Origin of the sequence: Cupriavidus sp. YAF13 (assembly GCF_052113425.1) — a bacterium.
Lineage (GTDB): Bacteria > Pseudomonadota > Gammaproteobacteria > Burkholderiales > Burkholderiaceae > Cupriavidus.
Genome location: NZ_JBFRDD010000003.1, coordinates 283,408 through 300,476, shown reverse-complemented (window position 1 = coordinate 300,476; position 17,069 = coordinate 283,408). Strand labels below are relative to the sequence as shown.

The following is a 17,069-nucleotide window of genomic DNA, read 5'->3' as shown; positions in this document are numbered from 1 at the left end:
AGCCAGCCTGCGCAGCACCCAATCATGTGCCCGCCTGGCAACGCGCGTGCAACCACGCGTACCACGCCTGCATACCCTCGCCAGTCTGCGCCGAGACATGCAGTATCTCGATGCCGGGATTGACCTGGCGCGCGTACCGTACGCAGCGCTCCACGTCGAAACGCAGATGCGGCAGCAGGTCCGTCTTGGTCAGGACCATCAGGCTGCTGGCGTGGAACATGTGGGGATACTTGACCGGCTTGTCCTCGCCCTCCGTCACCGACAGGATCACCACCTTGGCCTGTTCGCCAAGATCGAACAGCGCCGGGCAAATCAGGTTGCCAACGTTCTCGATCATCAGCAGCGAATGCGGCGGCGGGTCAAGCGCGTCCAGTCCGCGGGAAATCATCTGCGCGTCCAGGTGGCAGCCCGTGCCGGTGTTGAGCTGGATCGCCCGGCCACCCGCTGCGCGAATGCGCTCCGCATCGTTCAACGTCGCCTGGTCGCCCTCGATGATGCTCAATGGCAGCGCGCCATCCAGATCGCGGATGGTGCGCTCCAGCAACGTGGTCTTGCCCGCGCCCGGCGAGCTCACCAGATTCAGCGCCACGATTGCGCGGCCCGCCAGCCAGCCACGATTGCGCTCGGCGATCAGCTGGTTCTTGGCCAGGATGTCCCGCTCGATGGCAACGGGTGTGCCGTGAACGAGGGCGTGCTCGTGCGCTGGCTCGTGTGGATGCTCGTGCGTGTGTTCATGTTCATGGTCATGGTCATGGTGAGTATGCGGATGCGCGTGGGAATGCATATGGCCCCCCTGTCCCGCGCCCGCGTGAGCACGAAACACCATCCCGCCCGGCGCCGCGGCGACAACGGCCTCCGCTTGCGGATCCGTCACCACCGCGCCTTCCGTATCCGAGCAACCACAAGTCGTGCACATCACGCCACCTCCATCCGCCGGATCTTCAACTGCTGCCCGGAAATCAACGCCAGGTTCTCGCTGCCGCAAGCGCATTGCCCGAACGGCACGGCAATGTCGAGTTCAGCGCCGCAAGCCGTGCAACGTGCCCGCCCGGGTGTTTCGATAATCTCGAGCACCGCGCCTTGCACCGCCGTATCCTTCGCACAGACATCGAAGCAAAAACGGATCGCATCAGGCATGACGGCCGAGAGCTGGCCGATTTCCAGCATCACCCGCAGCACCCGCGCCCCGTTAGCCTGCTCGGCGCAGATCTCGACCACGCTGTTCGCGATGCTCATCTCGTGCATGACGCCCCCCCTCAGCAGATCCGTGGCAACTGCTCGCCGACCAGCGTGTCGACGATCCGCTGGCCGCCAAAGCCGGTGTGCAGCACCACCAGGCCCGCCGGCCCGGCCTCCACCACGCCGATCGCCGCCGCCTGCCGGCCGTCGGGATGGGTGCGCATCGCCGCCAGTACGCGTCCGGCGTCCGTGGGCGGCACCACGGCAACCAGCTTGCCCTCGTTGGCCAGGTAGAGCGGATCCAGCCCGAGGATCTCGCACGCGCCCTTGACCGCCTCGCGCAACGGGATATCCGCCTCGCGGATGCGGATGGCCACGCCGGAGCCATGCGCGAACTCGTTAAGCACCGTGGCAACGCCGCCGCGCGTGGCGTCTCGCAGGCAATGGATGTCCGGGCAGGCGTCGAGCATCCGCGCGATCAAGCCATTGAGCGGGCGGCAATCACTCTCTACATCGGCTTCCAGCGCAAGCTGCTGGCGGGCGACCAGGATCGCCGCGCCATGGTCGCCGAGGTAGCCGTTGACGATCACCACATCGCCCGCGCGCGCATGGCTAGCGGAAATGGCCACGCCCGCGCGCACCACGCCGATGCCTGCGGTGTTGATAAAGAGCTTGTCCGCGCAGCCGCGCTCCACTACCTTGGTGTCGCCCGTGACGATGGCGACGCCCGCCTCCTGCGCCACCCGCTGCATGCTGGCCACGACCCGGCGCAGTGCGTCGATCGGGAAGCCCTCCTCCAGCACCATGCCGCACGACAGGAACAGCGGCGCCGCCCCCGAGACCGCCAGGTCGTTCACCGTGCCGGCGACCGCCAGCGTGCCGATATCGCCGCCGGGGAAGAACAGCGGATCGACCACGTAGCTGTCGGTGGTAAAGGCCAGCCGGTCGCCGTGCGCGGCGAAGACGGCCAGCGGAAACACCGCCTGGTCCTCCAGCGCAGTCAGCGCTGGGTTATCGAATGCCGTCACGAACACGTCTTCGATCAGCTCGCGCATGGCCCGCCCGCCACTGCCGTGGGCGAGGTTGATCACGGTGTCGCGCACATGCGCGACGCGCTTTGGCGCCAAGGCAGCGGTAGCCCGGTCATTCATGCCGTGCTCCCCGCGCAGATGGCAGCGCCGGTCGGGGCCTGCGCCTTGGCGCCGTGCCGCTCGATCCGCGAGGTATCGATCCGCCCGTAGTGGTAATACGCGGCGCACGCGCCCTCGCTCGACACCATCAGCGAGCCCAGCGGCGCCTCGGGCGTGCAGGCCGTGCCAAACACCTTGCACTGGTGCGGCTTGATCACGCCCTTGAGCACCTCCCCGCACTGGCAGGCCTTGGGGTCGGCGATCTTGACATCCGGCACCGTGAACTTGCGCTCGGCATCGAATCCGGCAAACGCCTCGCGTATCCGCACGCCGGAGAAGTCGATGGATCCCAGCCCGCGCCACTCGAAGAACTCGCGCAGCTCAAAGACCTGCTGGATCGCCGCCAGGGCCTGCGGGTTCCCCGCTTCCGGCACGATGCGCCCGTACTGGTTCTCCACCTCGCAACGCCCTTGCGCGATCTGCCTCAGCACCATCCACATCGACTGCAGCACATCCAGCGGCTCGAAGCCGGCTACGGTGATCGGCTTGCGGTAATGCCGGGCGATAAAATCATAGGGCCGCGTGCCAATCACCATGCTGACATGGCCCGGGCCGAGGAAACCGTCGATCTGCAGGTCCGGCGAATCCAGGATCGCCTTGATGGTGGGGATGATCGTGATGTGGTTGCAGAACAGCGAGAAATTGCGGATCCCCATGGCATGGGCCTGCAACACCGTCATGGCGGTGCTGGGCATGGTGGTCTCGAAACCAAGGCCGAAGAAGATCACCTCGCGCTCCGGATGCGCCTGCGCGATCTTCAATGCATCGAGCGGCGAGTAGACCATCCGCACATCGGCGCCGTCCGCCTTGGCCTTGAGCAGGCTCTTCTTCGAGCCCGGCACCCGCATGGCGTCGCCGAAGGTGGTGAAAATCACCTCCGGGCGTTCGGCCAGCGCCACGCAATCGTCCACCCGCCCCATCGGCAGCACGCACACGGGGCAGCCCGGGCCATGCACAAACTCAACCTCATCGGGCAGCAGCTGCTGGATGCCATAGCGGAAGATCGTATGCGTATGCCCGCCGCACACCTCCATGATCTGCAAGGGGCGTTGCTTCGCCCGCGCGATGCCCGCTACCAGCTCGCGGATTTCCCTGGCCAGCGCCTGCGCCTTGGCGGGATCGCGGAACTCGTCGACGTATTTCATCGCGCGCCTCCTTGGGCCAGCCCGCCACGGTCATCGGCGAGCAGGGTATGCACCAGGTCCCACAGGATGTGATAGATCGCCACGTGGGTCTCCTGCACCCGGTGAATGCTGTCGCTCGGCACCACCAGGCAATGGTCCAGATCCGTGCTGGTGGCCATGCGCCCGCCGTCGTGGCCGGACAGGCCGATGGTCACCATGCCCATCTCCTTGCCCTTGGCGAAGGCAGCCAGCAGGTTCTCCGAGTTGCCGCTGGTCGACACGCCAATCAGCGCGTCGCCGCGCCGTGCCTGCGCCACCAGCTGGCGCACGAAGATATGCGCGAAGCCGACATCGTTGCCCACGGCGGTCATCATGGCGGTGTCCGCAACCAGGTTGACGGCGCTCAGCGCCGGGCGGCCGGCGGTGACGGGATGCAGGAACTCCACCGCGATATGCGCCGCGTCGCAGCTCGAGCCGCCGTTGCCCATGGCAAAGAGGCGGCCATCGCGGCGGTACGTGGCGGCAATGGCATGGGCCACCGCCACCACCGCCGGCCCGTTCTGCGCAAAGAACCTGCGCTTGGCGTCAAGGCTGTCGTCCGCCTTGCGCCGCACGGATTCCAGCAAGGCTGCGTCGAGCTTGTCCCGGTCCTGCCGTTCTCCGTGCAGGAAGGGATACAAGCCTTCTAGTGGCGATTGGTCGGGCATGCCGCGTCTCCGTGCTGACTACTACCTGCTAACTGCTACCTGCTAACTGCTACCTGCTACACCTGTGGCGAAGCCCGCGCTTCGCCACGCATCTCGTCGAACTCCGCTTGCGCGACACCGAGCTCGTGCAGCAACGCCAGCGTGCGTGCGGCCTCCGCCTCGTCGAGCCGGCTCATCGCAAAACCCACGTGCACCAGCACCCACTCGCCAACGCACTGAGCGGCCGGGTGCCCGTCATCGACGATAAATGCGATATTGATCACGCGCCGCACGCCACCGACATCGACAACCGCCAGCGCGTTGGCCGCGTCCCGCACTTCCATGATCTGTCCGGGGATGCCTAGGCACATGTCTCGCTCCGTTGGTCCACACCCGCACCAGCATTGGCCTGCAGCGCCTGCGCGGCGGCAATCACCGCCTGCCCGAGCGAGAGTCCGCCGTCGTTGGCCGGCACCTGCCGGTGCCACAGCACGCGGAACCCGCTAGCGCCGAGCCGCGCGGCAACCTGCTCCAGCAGGATGCGGTTCTGGAACACGCCGCCGGACAGCGCGACGGCTGCGCCGCTGCCGATCCCGTCACCCACATCCGCCAGGTGGCTCACCATGTCGACGACAGCGATCGCCAGGCCTTTGTGGAAGCGCGCGGCAATCACCGCCGGGGGCGTGCCTTGCGTCAGGTCATCGAGCAACGCCTGCCACATGGGGGGCGGCTCCAGGCAGGCCAGCTCGCCTGGCACCAGCGCAAACGGGTAGGCGCGCGCGTCGCCCTCCTCGTCCATGACGCGTGGGTCGACCAGCGCCTCAAGCTCGACAGCGGCCTGCCCTTCATACGCCGAGCGCTCCGGGCAGATGCCGAGCGCCGCCGCGACCGCGTCGAACAGCCGCCCCGCTGAACTCGCCAGCGGGCTGTTGACGCCCCGGCGCATCATGGCGTCGAGCACCGCGCGGGGGCGTGCCGCCAGGCACCGCACCATCGCCAGCGCGCCATACCGCGCCGCGAGCGGATCCCAGCCGAACGCAGACACCAGATGCGCGTACGTGTTGCGCCACGGTTCGTGGATCGCGCTGGCACCGCCGGGCATGGCGACCGGCCTCAGCCTGCCGAGCCGGGTAAAGCCGCGATAATCCGCCTGCAGGAACTCGCCGCCCCACAGGCTGCCGTCCGCCCCGAAGCCAAGCCCGTCCAGCGCCACGCCCAGCACGGGCCGGGCGTCCAGCGGCACGCCATTCTCCACCATGCACGCCGCGATATGCGCGTGATGGTGCTGGATCTCCACGAGCGGCAATGCCCGCGCCAAGGCCAGTTCACGGCCGATCTTTGCTGACAGGTACTCGGGATGCAGGTCGACCGCGATGCGTTGCGGCGCATGCTCGAACAAGGCCATGTATTGCACCAGCGCGCGCTGGTAGTCCGCATGCGTCAGCGCATCTTCCAGATCGCCGATGTGGTGCGAGACGATGGCCTCGCCGCGGCGCATCAGGCAAAACGTATTCTTGAGCTCGCCCCCCATCGCCAGGATCGGGGGCGCATCGGCAAATCCCGGCGGCAGCAAGATGGGCGCGGGCGCATAGCCGCGCGCGCGGCGTATCACGCTCGGCGCATCCAGCACCACCCGGGCCACGGCATCGTCCACGCGCCGCGCTATGTCGCGGTCGTGCATCAGGAACGCCTCGGCGATAGCGTCAAGGCGCATGCGCGCGTCGGCGTTCTCGATGCACTGCGGCTCGTCGCTGGCATTGCCGCTGGTCAGCACGATGGGGCGGTCGGTGGCGGCCATCAACAGCCAGTGCAGCGGCGTGCTGGGCAACATGAAGCCAAGCGAGCGCACGCCCGGCGCCACGTCCGGCGCCAGTTCGGCGCCGGGCTCCCGGCACTCGCTGGCGACCAGGATCACGATCGGCCCGGCCGGGCTCTGCAACAGGCGGCACTCGCGCTGCGTGGGCGCGCAGTACCGGCGGATGACCGCGAGATCGCGCGCCATCAGCGCGAACGGCTTCTTCTCGCGCCGCTTGCGCTGGCGCAGGCGTGCCACCGCCGCCGGGTTGCAGGCGTCGCAAGCCAGCTGGAATCCGCCAAGCCCCTTGATGGCGACGATGCGGCCCGCGCGCAGCAGTGCGCTTGCCGCCTGTATGGCATCGGCGGGACCTGCCGCCAGCGCGCCGTCGGTGCCCTCCAGCCAGACATGCGGCCCGCACGCGGGGCAGGCCAGCGGCTGCGCGTGAAAGCGCCGGTCAGCCGGGTTCTCGTATTCGTCACGGCAAGCCTGGCACATCGGGAACGCAGCCATGGTGGTATTGGCGCGATCGTAGGGAATCGCCCGGATAATCGACAGGCGCGGGCCGCAATGCGTGCAGTTGGTAAAGGGATAGCCAAAGCGCCGGTTATCCGGGTCGCAAATGTCGGCGACACAGTCAGCGCAAAGCATGGCATCCGGCACCACGCCGGTGTGCACATGCCCGCCCGCGCTTGGCACGATGCAAAAGCCCTCCACGCCGGCGTCCGGCGCCAGCGCGCGGCGCTCGATCCGGTCGATGCGCGCCAGCGGCGGGCATTCGTCGCGCAGGCGCGCGACAAAGCGGTCCAGCAGCGCGGCATCGCCCCAGGCGCGGATCAGCACGCCGTCGCTGTCGTTGCGCACCTGCCCGATAAGCCCGATGTCATGCGCCAGGCGCCACACCGTCGGGCGAAACCCCACGCCTTGCACCATGCCGCGCACACGAATCTCCTCGCCGGCCGGCCGTGCCGGGGCTGGCCGCTCCTTGACAGGTTGTGCGCAAGCCTGCATGACGCCTCCGTTCGACAAAACGCTGTTCGACCGACCGCTACACGCTACAGCTACATATTGCGTATCCGGATGTAGCGCCTGAGATCCTTCATGTTCGCCATCAGCGCGACGACGATCGCCGGCAAGACCAGGTACTTGAGAAATTTCATCATGCCTCCTGCACCAAAACGCCGCGGCGGCGGGCTACGCCGCCGGGCCATACAATCGTTCGACCTTGCGCCCGACCATCGATTCCACCAACGCCACGGCACGGTCAACCGCCGCCGCCACCGGCTCGCTCAGGCCCATGCGCCCTTGCCCGCCATCTTCCATGCCGAAGTCGGCAGGCTCGCACCCGATCACGACGATGTCCGCGCACGCGCCACCCATCATGCGTACCGTCTGCAGCACCCGCGCCGGATCCATGTCGTGCGGCGACATCAGCACCGGGCAAGCGTAGGGGTCGGCCGCTGCGGCCGGGGCGCTCTCCTGCGCGGATGGCTCGATCACGTAGAGGCTGCCGGGCGCGCCGCCCCGCTGCGTGACATCGATCAGGATCGCGGCGTCCACCCCGTCGAGCAGCGCGTAGCACAGGTCGATGCCGCGAATGCCAAAATCCGCCAGCACCACGCTGGGCGGGAAGGCCGGCAGCGCGCTGGCCGCCTGGCGTGCGCTCAGGCGCTGCACCACCTCCACGCCAAAGCCATCGTCGCCGAGGAACACGTTGCCGATGCCGGCCACCAGGATGCCGCTCATGGCTGCGCCTCCTGGCCGCCCAGCGGCTCGATCTCATCTGGGCCAAAGAAGAAGCGATGTCCCGGCATGCGCGCGAGGCCAAACTCCTTGCCGGGATCGCAGTCGACCGTCACCGCCACATGCACGCGGTCTTCGAAATCGCGCTCGATGGATTCGATGGTCGCTACCTGCCCGCTCAAGGCGATGTCGAAAATGTCCGCGCGCGAGCGCGGGTGCAGCCTGACATGGTCGCCCACCCGGATCTCGCGGCCGTCCACCCGCAGGCAGGCCAGGCGCGGCCCGGCGTCCAGCCCGGCCCATGGCGATGGCATGTCCGGGGGACGGATGGCATCTTCACCCTGCCCGCCCCGGATATGGCGCATCGCGCCATGCAGCTTCTGCATCTGCTGCGCGCCGAGCGCTTCGGTGCGCGCCAGCAGCGCACGGGTGCGCTCGTCCGTGGCGGCCATCTCCCGTTTCTCGTCATCGGTCATGGCCAGGATGCGCAGCGTGAGGATCTCATCGATCTCGGTGGCGTCGAACAAATCGCCGGCGCTCTCCGGCGCGATCTGCGGGTAATCGTAAAGAATGATGGGCGACGCCAGCATGGTGTGCTGCTGCCCCGCGTCGCCCACCAGCACCGGCCAGGCGCCGGCATTGCGGCAGGCGGCCATCTCGGCGGCCAGTTCCGCAGGCGGATCCATCGAGGAAATCCACGCGCCGCCGCTAACGTGCAGGACGCTGTGGCAGGACACCAGCGCGTGCAGCGACGCCGCATCCCGCGTCAGGCTCGCGGCGTTGGCAAGCGGGGTCAGGTTGGCAATGCGCACGGTCAGCCGGTACACGCCGTCGGCGACCTGCGCGGCGCAAGCCTCGACGCTGCCCTGCAAGTCCGCGTGGGTACGGCGCAGCGCGCCACGGAGATGGCCATCGCGGTCCGTCAGGCCCTCCAGCTCGCTGCCGCCATCGAACGCGAACGGGCTCGCGCGCGGCTCGCCGAGCAACTCGGCGAGCCGCGCGGGCGGGATGGCAGGCTGGCGCTCGACCGCCTCCTGCCAGGGATGGAAGCGGCGCTCGTCCACGTCGAGCATCGGCACCGCCTGCCAGGCCGGCTCGCCCATGAGCGGGACCTGCGCGCCGGCGGCCGGCAAGGCCAGCACTACCCTGTCCACCACCTGCAGGAAGCCCGGCTGCACACTGACGCAGGTCTGCGGGCCACCACGTACCAGGCATTCGACCTGCATGGTCCACGGATCGCTGCCCCGCGCCTCGGCATAGGCGCGCGGAAACACACCGCCAAAGGTCCAGCGCTGCCGGTTCTTCACCGACGAGGGGCGGTAGGGATACAGCATGTAGCCCTCGTACAGCACCGCCTGGATCACGCTCTGGACCGCGCTCACGGCTGCTTCTCCTCGACAGCGTCCAGCAGGCCTTCGATGGCCCGCTCCCAGCTGGCAAGGCCGCGCGCGGTCTTGTAGCGCGCGAGCCGGTCAAAGACGTCCTGCTGCAGGCAGAGCCACGCGCCGTTGGGGTAGTACCGCGTCATCATCTCGCGCCACAAGGACACCGGCAGCTGGTACGCCGCCTCCTTGTGCCACGGGATCGGCGCGGCCTGCAGCGCCTGCCCCGGGCCGCGATAGAACACGGTGCCGCTGAACTGCAGCATCAGCGGGATCTCGCCGGCCTCGAGCGCATGGAAGTACTTGGTGGCCGCGACATTGAAATCAAAGCTGCATGGCACGGGAAGATCGATCACGCAGTGCGCCGAGAACGGCGGCACGATCACCGTCGCATGCGTCCACAGCAGCGTGCGCACCGTCTCGCCCCAGCGCTGCGGCGTGCCGAACAGGTCTTGCATCCCGGCCTGCTCGGCCGGTGCGTAGCGGCGCTTGGTGGCTTCGATCTGGATCTGGCATTGCAGCGTCACGCTGGAGATCCGCTCGTTCGCGGGCGCGCTCGCTATCTGCAGCTTGAACAGCAGCAGCGGCGCCGCGGCAAAGGGCGCCACTTCGGCCGACTGGACGGTGAAGGCGAGGTCAGGCATGAAGCAGGCCCTCCGGCACCCTGCCGGTGTCCTTCAGCGCGGCGATAAAGCCGCGAATGGCCTCCCACGCCTGCGCGCCGCCGGACAGGCCGCGCCAGCGCGCGCGGATCAACCCGGTCAGCGCATAGCACTGGTCGATGGGCGCCTGGAAGTAGTCCCTGGCGCCTTGCGCGCGATAGACCAGCAGCGCTTCCACATCGGGCAGCAACCGCGTCAGCACCGGATTGTCGGCAAGGAGGTTGTCCCAGGCAGCGAGGTCGAGCAGCGATTGCGTGGCGCCTGCCGCGCCCGGATAGAGCGCGACCACGTGCCCGGCCTGCGAATCCATGTAGAAGAAGGCCACGTCGATGGGGATCGCCAGGGCATCCCACTGCGCGTCGGTCATGCGAAAGCCGTCGAGGTAGCAGCCCTCGCGCGGCACGCAGCGATAATGCGTGCCCTGCTGGCTGCCGAACAACAGGGTGCACGCCCGGCAGCAGCAAAACAGGCGGCGCTTGCCGACATCGAACAGATGGGCGTGATCAGAACCAATGGTGGCGGCGCACAGTTCGCACTGGGCATAGTCGGACTTGCGCGCGAACTGGCGCAAGCGCGCCGCCCATCCGCCGCTGGACGCAGGCGCGGCGATCATGGCGGGCCGGACTCCGCCTGGTCATGCACGGTGGCCTGGCGCGGCATGAAGCGCAGTTCGTGCACGTTGACGTCTGGCAAGCCTTCCACCTCGACCCGCATCACTTCCGGGGCCTGCTCGAAGATCGCCAGCTCGATCTCGTGCTGCAACCCTTGCGCAGTGGCATGGTCGCCCTGCAGCCGGCCGCGCACGCGCACGCGCACGGCCTCTTCGGCGGCGTCGAGCAACTGGACCTGGATGCCCTGCGCCCCCAGCATGGGCCGCATCTTGTCCACGGCCCGCGCGACCCGGGTCGGGATGTCGTACGGGTGCAATCCATGCAGGTTGAGCAGCGCGCAGACGCTTGGATCCACCACCATGGCTTCGATCACCGCATCGCCCGCGGCCCCTGCCGCCGACACGATCTCCATCACCCTTGCCAGCCCGCCGGCATGCAGGTCCAGCACCACCTGCAGCAGCTCCTTTGCCGCCGCGCTGGCCTTGGTGTCGTCAAGCGTCTCCAGCGCCGTGATCAGCGCCTCGACGCGTTGCTGCTGCGCTTGAACCGTGTGGACATCGCTCATGTGTGCGCCCCCAACATCACGCCGAATGTCGGGGAATGCGACTGGTCGATGGTCTTCCCGTTGCCCACGTACATATGCACGCCGCACGGCAGGCAGGGATCGAAGCTGCGCACCGCGCGCATGATGTCGATGCCCTTGAACTTGTCCGGGCCGTTTTCCTCGAAGATCGGCGTGTTCTGCACCGCGTCTTCATAGGGCCCGGGCGTGCCATAGATGTCTCGCGGGTTCGCGTTCCATGGGGTCGGCGGATACGGATGATAGTTGGCGATCTTGCCGTCGCGGATCACCAGGTGATGCGAGAGCACCCCGCGCACCGCTTCATGGAAGCCGCAGCCGATGGCTTCGTCGGGCACCTTGAAATCGGTGAACGTGCGGGTGCGCCCGGCATGCAGCTCGGCCATGGCCTTCTCGGCGAAGTGCAGCGCGGCGGCAGCCGCGTAGGCCTGGAAATAGGTGCGCGCGCGATCGCGCTCGATGGCATTGCTCCACTTGGGGATCTTCCACTCGAACTCGACTTCCGGCTTGAGCGCGGTCTTGGGCAGGTAGATCTTGACGCTATGGCCGGTGGACTTGACGTAGCCGATATCGACCAGCCCCGCCAGCGCGGTGGCCCAGAGCCGGGCAATCGGCCCGCCGCCGGTATCCAGCGCAAGATGGTCTCCGGTGCGCTTGTCCAGCCAGCGCGGCGACATCACCCAGGTGTAGTTGCCGCCAAAGTTGCGCTTTTGCGGGCGCGGCAGCGTGGTCTGGTTCCACGGATGCTTGCGGTCCACGGGATTGCCCAGCGGATCGCTCCTGACGAAGGTTTCCTCGCCCTCCCAGTCCTGGTAGAACGAGCTGCCCAGCAGGATGCGGATATTGAGGTTGATGTCGACCAGGTCCGTCGTCACCAGCTGGCCATCCACCACCACGCCCGGCGTCACGAACATCCCGCGCCCCCATTGGGCCATGGTCTTGTAGCTGTAGTCGCACACGGCCGGGTCCTGGAACGAGCCCCAGCAACCCAGCAGGATGCGCCGCCGCCCCACCTCCTCGTAGCCGGGCAGCGCTTCGTAGAAGAAGTCGAACAGGTCGTCGTGCAGCGGCACCACCTTCTTCATGAACTCCACGTATCGCATCAGGCGCGTGAGGTAGTCGGTAAAGAGCTGGATGGTGGGCACCGTGCCCACGCCGCCGGGATAAAGCGTGGAAGGATGCACGTGGCGCCCCTCCATCAGGCAGAACATCTCGCGCGTGTACCGGCTGACCATCAAGGTCTCGCGGTAGAACTCCCCGGTAAAGGGGTTGAGCGCCGTCATGATGTCCGCGATGGTGCGATAGCCGTGCTCCGCCGCGTGCGGTGCCTCCCGCGTCTTGGCCTTCTCCCATACGCCGGGATTGGTCTCGCGCACCATCTGTTCGCAGAAGTCCACGCCGACCAGGTTGTCCTGGAAGATGTTGTGGTCGAACATGTACTCGGCCGCCTCGCCCAGGTTGACGATCCACTCGGCGATGGCGGGCGGCCTGACGCCATACGCCATGTTCTGCGCGTACACCGAGCAGGTGGCGTGGTTGTCGCCGCAGATGCCGCAGATGCGGCTGGTAATGAAGTGGGCGTCGCGCGGATCCTTGCCCTTCATGAAGATGCTGTAGCCGCGAAAGATGGACGACGTGCTGTAGCACTCCGCCACGCGGCGGTTCTCGAAATCGATCTTGGTATAGATGCCAAGGCTGCCCACGATCCGCGTGATCGGGTCCCAGTTCATCTCGATGAGCTTGCCCGGCGCCGCCTGGGCGCGCGGCGTAGCTTCAGGTGCAACGGTGGCTGCCATAACCTTCTCCATACAGGAAAATCGCGCTCGGCATCTTGCTTTGCAGCATTTACCGACGGTAGCCCGTGGTGAGCTCCGCCCGGTTATGCCGCCACTTGGGTTCGTCGTTGAGCGTGTTGTTGGTCAGCTTGCGCAGGCTGCGGATAAGCGGGCCATAGCTCTTGATCAGGTTCGACGACAACACGGCGCCCGGGGGCTCGTCCATGAAGGGCATGAACTTGTCCGGAAACCCTGGCATGGTGCAGCCGATGCAGATGCCACCGACATTGGGGCACCCGCCGATGCCCGCCATCCAGCCGCGCTTTGGCACATTGCACTGCACGACCGGCCCCCAGCAGCCGAGCTTGACGATGCAGTTAGGGCTGCCGTACTCGGTCGCGAAAATGGCCTGCTCGTAGGAGCCRGCGCGATCGCAGCCGTCGTGCACCGTACGCGTGAACAGCCATTTTGGCCGCAGCGCATCGTCCAGCGGGATCATCGGCGCAAGGCCGGCGAGCTGGTACAGCAGGTAAAGCAGCGTCTCCATGAAGTTGTCCGGCTGCACGGGGCAGCCCGGCACATTCACGATCGGCAGGCCCGCCTTGGATTTCCAGTCCCAGCCAAGGTAGTCGGCCAGGCCCATGCAGCCGGTGGGATTGCCCTGCATGGCGTGGATGCCGCCGTAGGTGGCGCAGGTGCCGGCGCCCACCACGGCCAGCGCCTTGGGCGCCAGGCGGTCCAGCCACTGCGGGATCGTGATGGGCTGGTGCGTTTGCGGGTCGGTGCCCATCGCGGCCCAGTAACCCTCGCGGTTGATACGCTCGTTTGGAATCGAGCCTTCCATCACCAGCACGAAATGTTCGAGCTCGCCGCGCGCTGCCTGGTGAAAAGGCGCCAGGAACGCATCGCCGGTTTCGTAAGCCAGCACCGGGTTATGCAGATRCACCTTGGGCAGGCCGGGAATCGCGCCGAGGATCACGTCCTCGATGCTCGGCTGGGTGGCTGCGGTGATGGAGACGGAGTCGCCATCGCAGCCCAGGCCGGCGGTGATCCAGAGGATGTGGACTTCTTCCAGGGCGGGCGCGTGCTGTGTCTTGCGCCCATAAGGAACGGCTGTAGCTTCTGCCATGATCTACCTCGCACTGCTGACCGCGCTTTCTTGGTCTTGTCGTCAAAGACACGTGGGATCGGCACACGGCATCCACGGGTCCAGCAAGCGAGCGGAGCGGCGCCCGGGGCGGGCGCGGTAGGACAGGTTTGCTGCGTGTAATAGGAAATGGCGCCCACCGTGATGGGCCGCAAACACCTCATGAGTATAGGTCACGGATTTCGAATAGACCATGGTCCCGCCAAGCTGCGAATGGGCGCCTTGCGCACGGCGAATCCGGCTGCTGCTGCACTGCCGCAGCCTCGCGCAATCCCATGGCCGCAAGCACGGAAAGCGCCTAATGTAAGGGGTACGACACGGTGAAGGGCTCGCGCCATGAGACCCATGCTGTCCGGCCTGCTGGACGATTCCCACGATCGCCCGCGGGCCAGGATCCTCGAAATGTACGCGGTGCTGCTGGTCCTGAACCTCGGCGCATGGTGCTGGGCCTTGATCGCCTTTCACCGCTACCCGGTCCTGCTGGGCACGGCGCTGCTGGCCTACAGCCTCGGGCTGCGGCATGCGGTGGACGCCGATCATCTCGCCGCCATCGACAACGTGACGCGCAAGCTCATGCAGGAGGGCAAGAAGCCCGTGGCGGTGGGCTTCATGTTTTCGCTGGGCCACTCCACCGTGGTGATTCTGGGATCGATCGCGATTGTCCTGGCAGCGTCCGCGCTGCACACGCGCATCGGTGCCGTGCGGGAGATCGGCGGGCTCGTTGGCACCGGGATCTCGGCCGGTTTCCTGTTTGCGATTGCGCTTGCGAACGTGATGGTGCTACGTTCGGTCTATCGGGCGCTTCTGCGCAGGCGGGCCGGCGATGCCAGCGCCGCCGATGGCGCCGATGACACCGATGACGCCGACTTGCTGCCACGCAATCGCGGACTGCTTGCCCGTCTCTATCGCCCCATGTTCCGCCTGGTCACGCGGAGCTGGCATATGTATCCGCTTGGCGTCCTGTTCGGGCTTGGCTTCGATACGGCGACGGAAATCGGCGTGCTCGGGATATCGGCGGTGGAGGCATCGAAGGGGCTGCCGCTGTCGTCGATCATGGTGTTTCCCCTGCTGTTTACCGCGGGCATGGCGCTGGTGGATACCTCGGACGGAATCCTGATGCTGGGCGCCTATGGGTGGGCATATGACCAGCCGCTTCGCAAGCTCTACTACAACCTCACGGTGACCTTGCTGTCCGTGGTGATCGCCCTGGTGATCGGTGGCATCGAGGTGCTTGGCATGATGGCGCACCTCGAATCGGGCGGCCAGCTCTGGCGGGTGATCGGCACATTGAACGATCGCTTCGGTCTGGCCGGGTACTTCATCATCGGGCTCTTCCTGCTGTGCTGGGCGCTCTCCATCGCGATTCAAAGGTTCAGGCGGGTCGGCGAATCGCCGTAGACGGCGGTCCGCCAACAGCCTGCGCCGCCTGGGCACCGACTACGTCGACCTGTACCAGATCCACCGCTGGGATCCGCAAACGCCCATCGAGGAAACCCTCGAATCACCGCACGATGTGGTCAAGGCGGGCCATGCACGCCATATCGGCGCGTCCAAGCCGCACCATATCGAGGACGCCGTGGCAGCGCTCTCGCTCGGCCTCACCGCCGAGGAGATCGCCGCGCTGGAGGCGCCCTACGTGCCGCACGCGCCCGTGGGCTTCTGAGGCAGCAACGGCAGCAACGGCAATGACGGCGCCGGTGAACTACCGGCGGCCGGTCACTCGCCCGCGGGCTGCAAGGCCACCGCGCCCGGGTCGCGCGTGAGCAGCCGCAAGCCGCTGGCGATGCTGGCCACGCCCGCGAAGCCCGCGCCAATCGCCAGCGCCAGGGTGGGGCCGTGGCGGCCCGCGATGCCGAAGCTGAGCGCGACCAGCGCCGCGCCGCTCGCCTGGCCGAGCAKGCGCGCGGTGGCAATCACGCCGCTGGCGCCGCCGGCACGCTCGCGCGGCGCGCTCGACATCAGCGCCTTGAGGTTGGGCGACTGGAAGAAGCCGAAGCCCGCGCCGCAAATCGCCATGCGAATGCCGATATCCAGCGCGCTGGGATGCGCCGGCAGCAGCGCCAGCGACGCCATGCCCATGCACATCACCGCCAGCCCCACGCCGCCGAGCAAACCCGGCGGATAGCGGTCGGACAGCCGCCCGGCCAGCGGCGCCATCAACGCCACCACCGCCGACCACGGCGTCATCAGGAAGCCCGTCTCGATCGGGCTGCGCCCCAGCACGCTCTCGAAGTAGAACGGCAGCGACACAAAGGCCAGCCCCTGCGCGGCGAACGAGCAGATCGCGGTCATGGTCGAGAGCGCGAACATGGGCCGCTTGAGCAGATCGATGGGCAGCATCGGCGCGGGATGGCCGCGCTCGCGGCGCAGCAGCAGCACGAACGCCACCAGGAACAAGGCCAGCGCCGCCAGCGACTGGCCCAGCGGCGCGCGTTGCGCGCCCTCGCCCAGCGCAAAGATCAGCGAGGCGAACATCACCACGTTCAGCCCCGCCGCGACGCGGTCAAAGCGGTGCGTGCCGCGCACCGTCCGGGGCAGCGCGGGCCAGGCGATGTAGAGCGCCAGCAAGCCGATCGGCAGGTTCACGGCAAACAGCCACGGCCACGGCCCCAGCGACAGGATGATCGAGGCGACCGTGGGCCCCACCGCAAACGACACGCCAACCACCAGCGCGTTGAGCCCGACGCCACGCCCGAGYCGGTGCGGCGGAAAGATCGCGCTGATCAGCGCCGCGTTCACGCTCATGATGGCGCTGGCGCCCACGCCCTGCAGCAGCCGGGCTGCCACCAGCGTGGGCAGCGACCAGGAAAGCGCGCAGACCACCGACGCGACGATAAACAGCATCAACCCGCCGAGATACACGCGCCGGTGCCCGACGATGCCGCCCAGCGCCGCGAACGGCAGCAACGTGGCCACCATGGCGAGCTGGTAGGCGTTGATGACCCAGACGGATGCCGCCGGGGTGGCATGCAGCGAGGCGGCGATGTTGGGAAGTGCGGTGTTGGCGATTGCCGTATCGAGCGTAGCAAGTGAGACGGCCACCAGGATGGCGGCCATGCCGCGGCGCTCCAGCGACGTCATGGGCGCGTCCGCCGTGCGAGGGGGGAGATTGGATTCTGCTGTGTTCGACACTGTCTTTGCCAGTTACCGCCGCGCCCGGGAAGCCGCGCGCGATGCGCCGGCGCCCTGCCCGAT

Annotated in this window: 17 protein-coding genes and 1 pseudogene; 2 read left to right on the top strand and 16 right to left on the bottom strand. The window is 67.4% G+C overall.

Going from position 1 to position 17,069, the window contains the following annotated elements; all coding sequences use genetic code 11:
- Positions 1–22 precede the first annotated feature (22 nt).
- The 15 genes from hypB to AB4061_RS04750 form a co-directional block, all read right to left on the bottom strand.
- The gene (hypB, locus tag AB4061_RS04820) at positions 23–784 is read right to left on the bottom strand and encodes a hydrogenase nickel incorporation protein HypB (protein WP_441631383.1); all 762 of its coding nucleotides are present in this window, start codon (positions 782–784) and stop codon (positions 23–25) included.
- A gap of 131 nt (positions 785–915) precedes the next feature.
- Positions 916–1,245 carry a hydrogenase maturation nickel metallochaperone HypA gene (hypA, locus tag AB4061_RS04815; protein ID WP_441631381.1) on the bottom strand — a complete coding sequence of 110 codons (330 nt, stop codon included), beginning with the start codon at positions 1,243–1,245 and terminating at the stop codon, positions 916–918.
- A gap of 11 nt (positions 1,246–1,256) precedes the next feature.
- Positions 1,257–2,330, bottom strand: coding sequence for a hydrogenase expression/formation protein HypE (hypE, locus tag AB4061_RS04810; protein ID WP_441631379.1), 1,074 nt, complete (start codon positions 2,328–2,330; stop codon positions 1,257–1,259).
- The gene (gene hypD / locus AB4061_RS04805; RefSeq protein ID WP_441631377.1) at positions 2,327–3,514 is read right to left on the bottom strand and encodes a hydrogenase formation protein HypD; all 1,188 of its coding nucleotides are present in this window, start codon (positions 3,512–3,514) and stop codon (positions 2,327–2,329) included. The genes hypE and hypD overlap by 4 nt, the downstream gene beginning before the upstream one ends.
- A complete protein-coding gene (locus tag AB4061_RS04800; protein WP_441631375.1) occupies positions 3,511–4,200 on the bottom strand; it encodes a D-sedoheptulose-7-phosphate isomerase in 690 nt (229 codons plus the stop codon). Before AB4061_RS04800 ends, hypD begins: the two co-directional genes overlap by 4 nt.
- A gap of 56 nt (positions 4,201–4,256) precedes the next feature.
- Positions 4,257–4,550: a HypC/HybG/HupF family hydrogenase formation chaperone gene (locus AB4061_RS04795; RefSeq protein WP_441631373.1), complete on the bottom strand. Its 294-nt coding sequence runs from the start codon at positions 4,548–4,550 to the stop codon at positions 4,257–4,259.
- Positions 4,541–6,985, bottom strand: coding sequence for a carbamoyltransferase HypF (gene hypF / locus AB4061_RS04790; RefSeq protein WP_441631371.1), 2,445 nt, complete (start codon positions 6,983–6,985; stop codon positions 4,541–4,543). Before hypF ends, AB4061_RS04795 begins: the two co-directional genes overlap by 10 nt.
- A gap of 50 nt (positions 6,986–7,035) precedes the next feature.
- Entirely contained in the window at positions 7,036–7,137 is a 102-nt protein-coding gene (locus AB4061_RS04785; RefSeq protein WP_416052024.1) for a DUF6893 family small protein, read from the bottom strand.
- A 31-nt stretch (positions 7,138–7,168) separates the two neighbouring features.
- Positions 7,169–7,720, bottom strand: coding sequence for a hydrogenase maturation protease (locus AB4061_RS04780; RefSeq protein WP_441631369.1), 552 nt, complete (start codon positions 7,718–7,720; stop codon positions 7,169–7,171).
- Positions 7,717–9,099, bottom strand: a complete 1,383-nt coding sequence (locus AB4061_RS04775) for a hypothetical protein (protein WP_441631367.1) — start codon at positions 9,097–9,099, stop codon at positions 7,717–7,719. The genes AB4061_RS04780 and AB4061_RS04775 overlap by 4 nt, the downstream gene beginning before the upstream one ends.
- A complete protein-coding gene (locus tag AB4061_RS04770) occupies positions 9,096–9,743 on the bottom strand; it encodes a DUF6084 family protein (RefSeq protein ID WP_441631365.1) in 648 nt (215 codons plus the stop codon). Before AB4061_RS04770 ends, AB4061_RS04775 begins: the two co-directional genes overlap by 4 nt.
- Positions 9,736–10,374 (bottom strand): DUF5947 family protein, encoded by a 639-nt coding sequence (locus tag AB4061_RS04765; RefSeq protein WP_441631363.1) that lies wholly within the window; start codon positions 10,372–10,374, stop codon positions 9,736–9,738. Before AB4061_RS04765 ends, AB4061_RS04770 begins: the two co-directional genes overlap by 8 nt.
- The gene (locus AB4061_RS04760; RefSeq protein WP_441631361.1) at positions 10,371–10,937 is read right to left on the bottom strand and encodes a NifU family protein; all 567 of its coding nucleotides are present in this window, start codon (positions 10,935–10,937) and stop codon (positions 10,371–10,373) included. Before AB4061_RS04760 ends, AB4061_RS04765 begins: the two co-directional genes overlap by 4 nt.
- A complete protein-coding gene (locus AB4061_RS04755; RefSeq protein WP_441631359.1) occupies positions 10,934–12,748 on the bottom strand; it encodes a nickel-dependent hydrogenase large subunit in 1,815 nt (604 codons plus the stop codon). The genes AB4061_RS04760 and AB4061_RS04755 overlap by 4 nt, the downstream gene beginning before the upstream one ends.
- 49 nt (positions 12,749–12,797) lie before the next feature.
- Positions 12,798–13,856: a hypothetical protein gene (locus AB4061_RS04750; RefSeq protein ID WP_441631357.1), complete on the bottom strand. Its 1,059-nt coding sequence runs from the start codon at positions 13,854–13,856 to the stop codon at positions 12,798–12,800.
- Between the two features lie 354 nt (positions 13,857–14,210).
- On the opposite strand from AB4061_RS04750, the gene AB4061_RS04745 reads away from it, so the two are divergent.
- Entirely contained in the window at positions 14,211–15,272 is a 1,062-nt protein-coding gene (locus AB4061_RS04745; protein WP_441631356.1) for a HoxN/HupN/NixA family nickel/cobalt transporter, read from the top strand.
- 13 nt (positions 15,273–15,285) lie between these two features.
- Positions 15,286–15,435, top strand: a pseudogene (locus tag AB4061_RS04740) (aldo/keto reductase); the annotation flags it as partial.
- Between the two features lie 155 nt (positions 15,436–15,590).
- Here the strand turns inward: AB4061_RS04740 and AB4061_RS04735 are convergent.
- A complete protein-coding gene (locus tag AB4061_RS04735; protein WP_441631354.1) occupies positions 15,591–16,955 on the bottom strand; it encodes an MFS transporter in 1,365 nt (454 codons plus the stop codon).
- Positions 16,956–17,069: the final 114 nt, after the last annotated feature.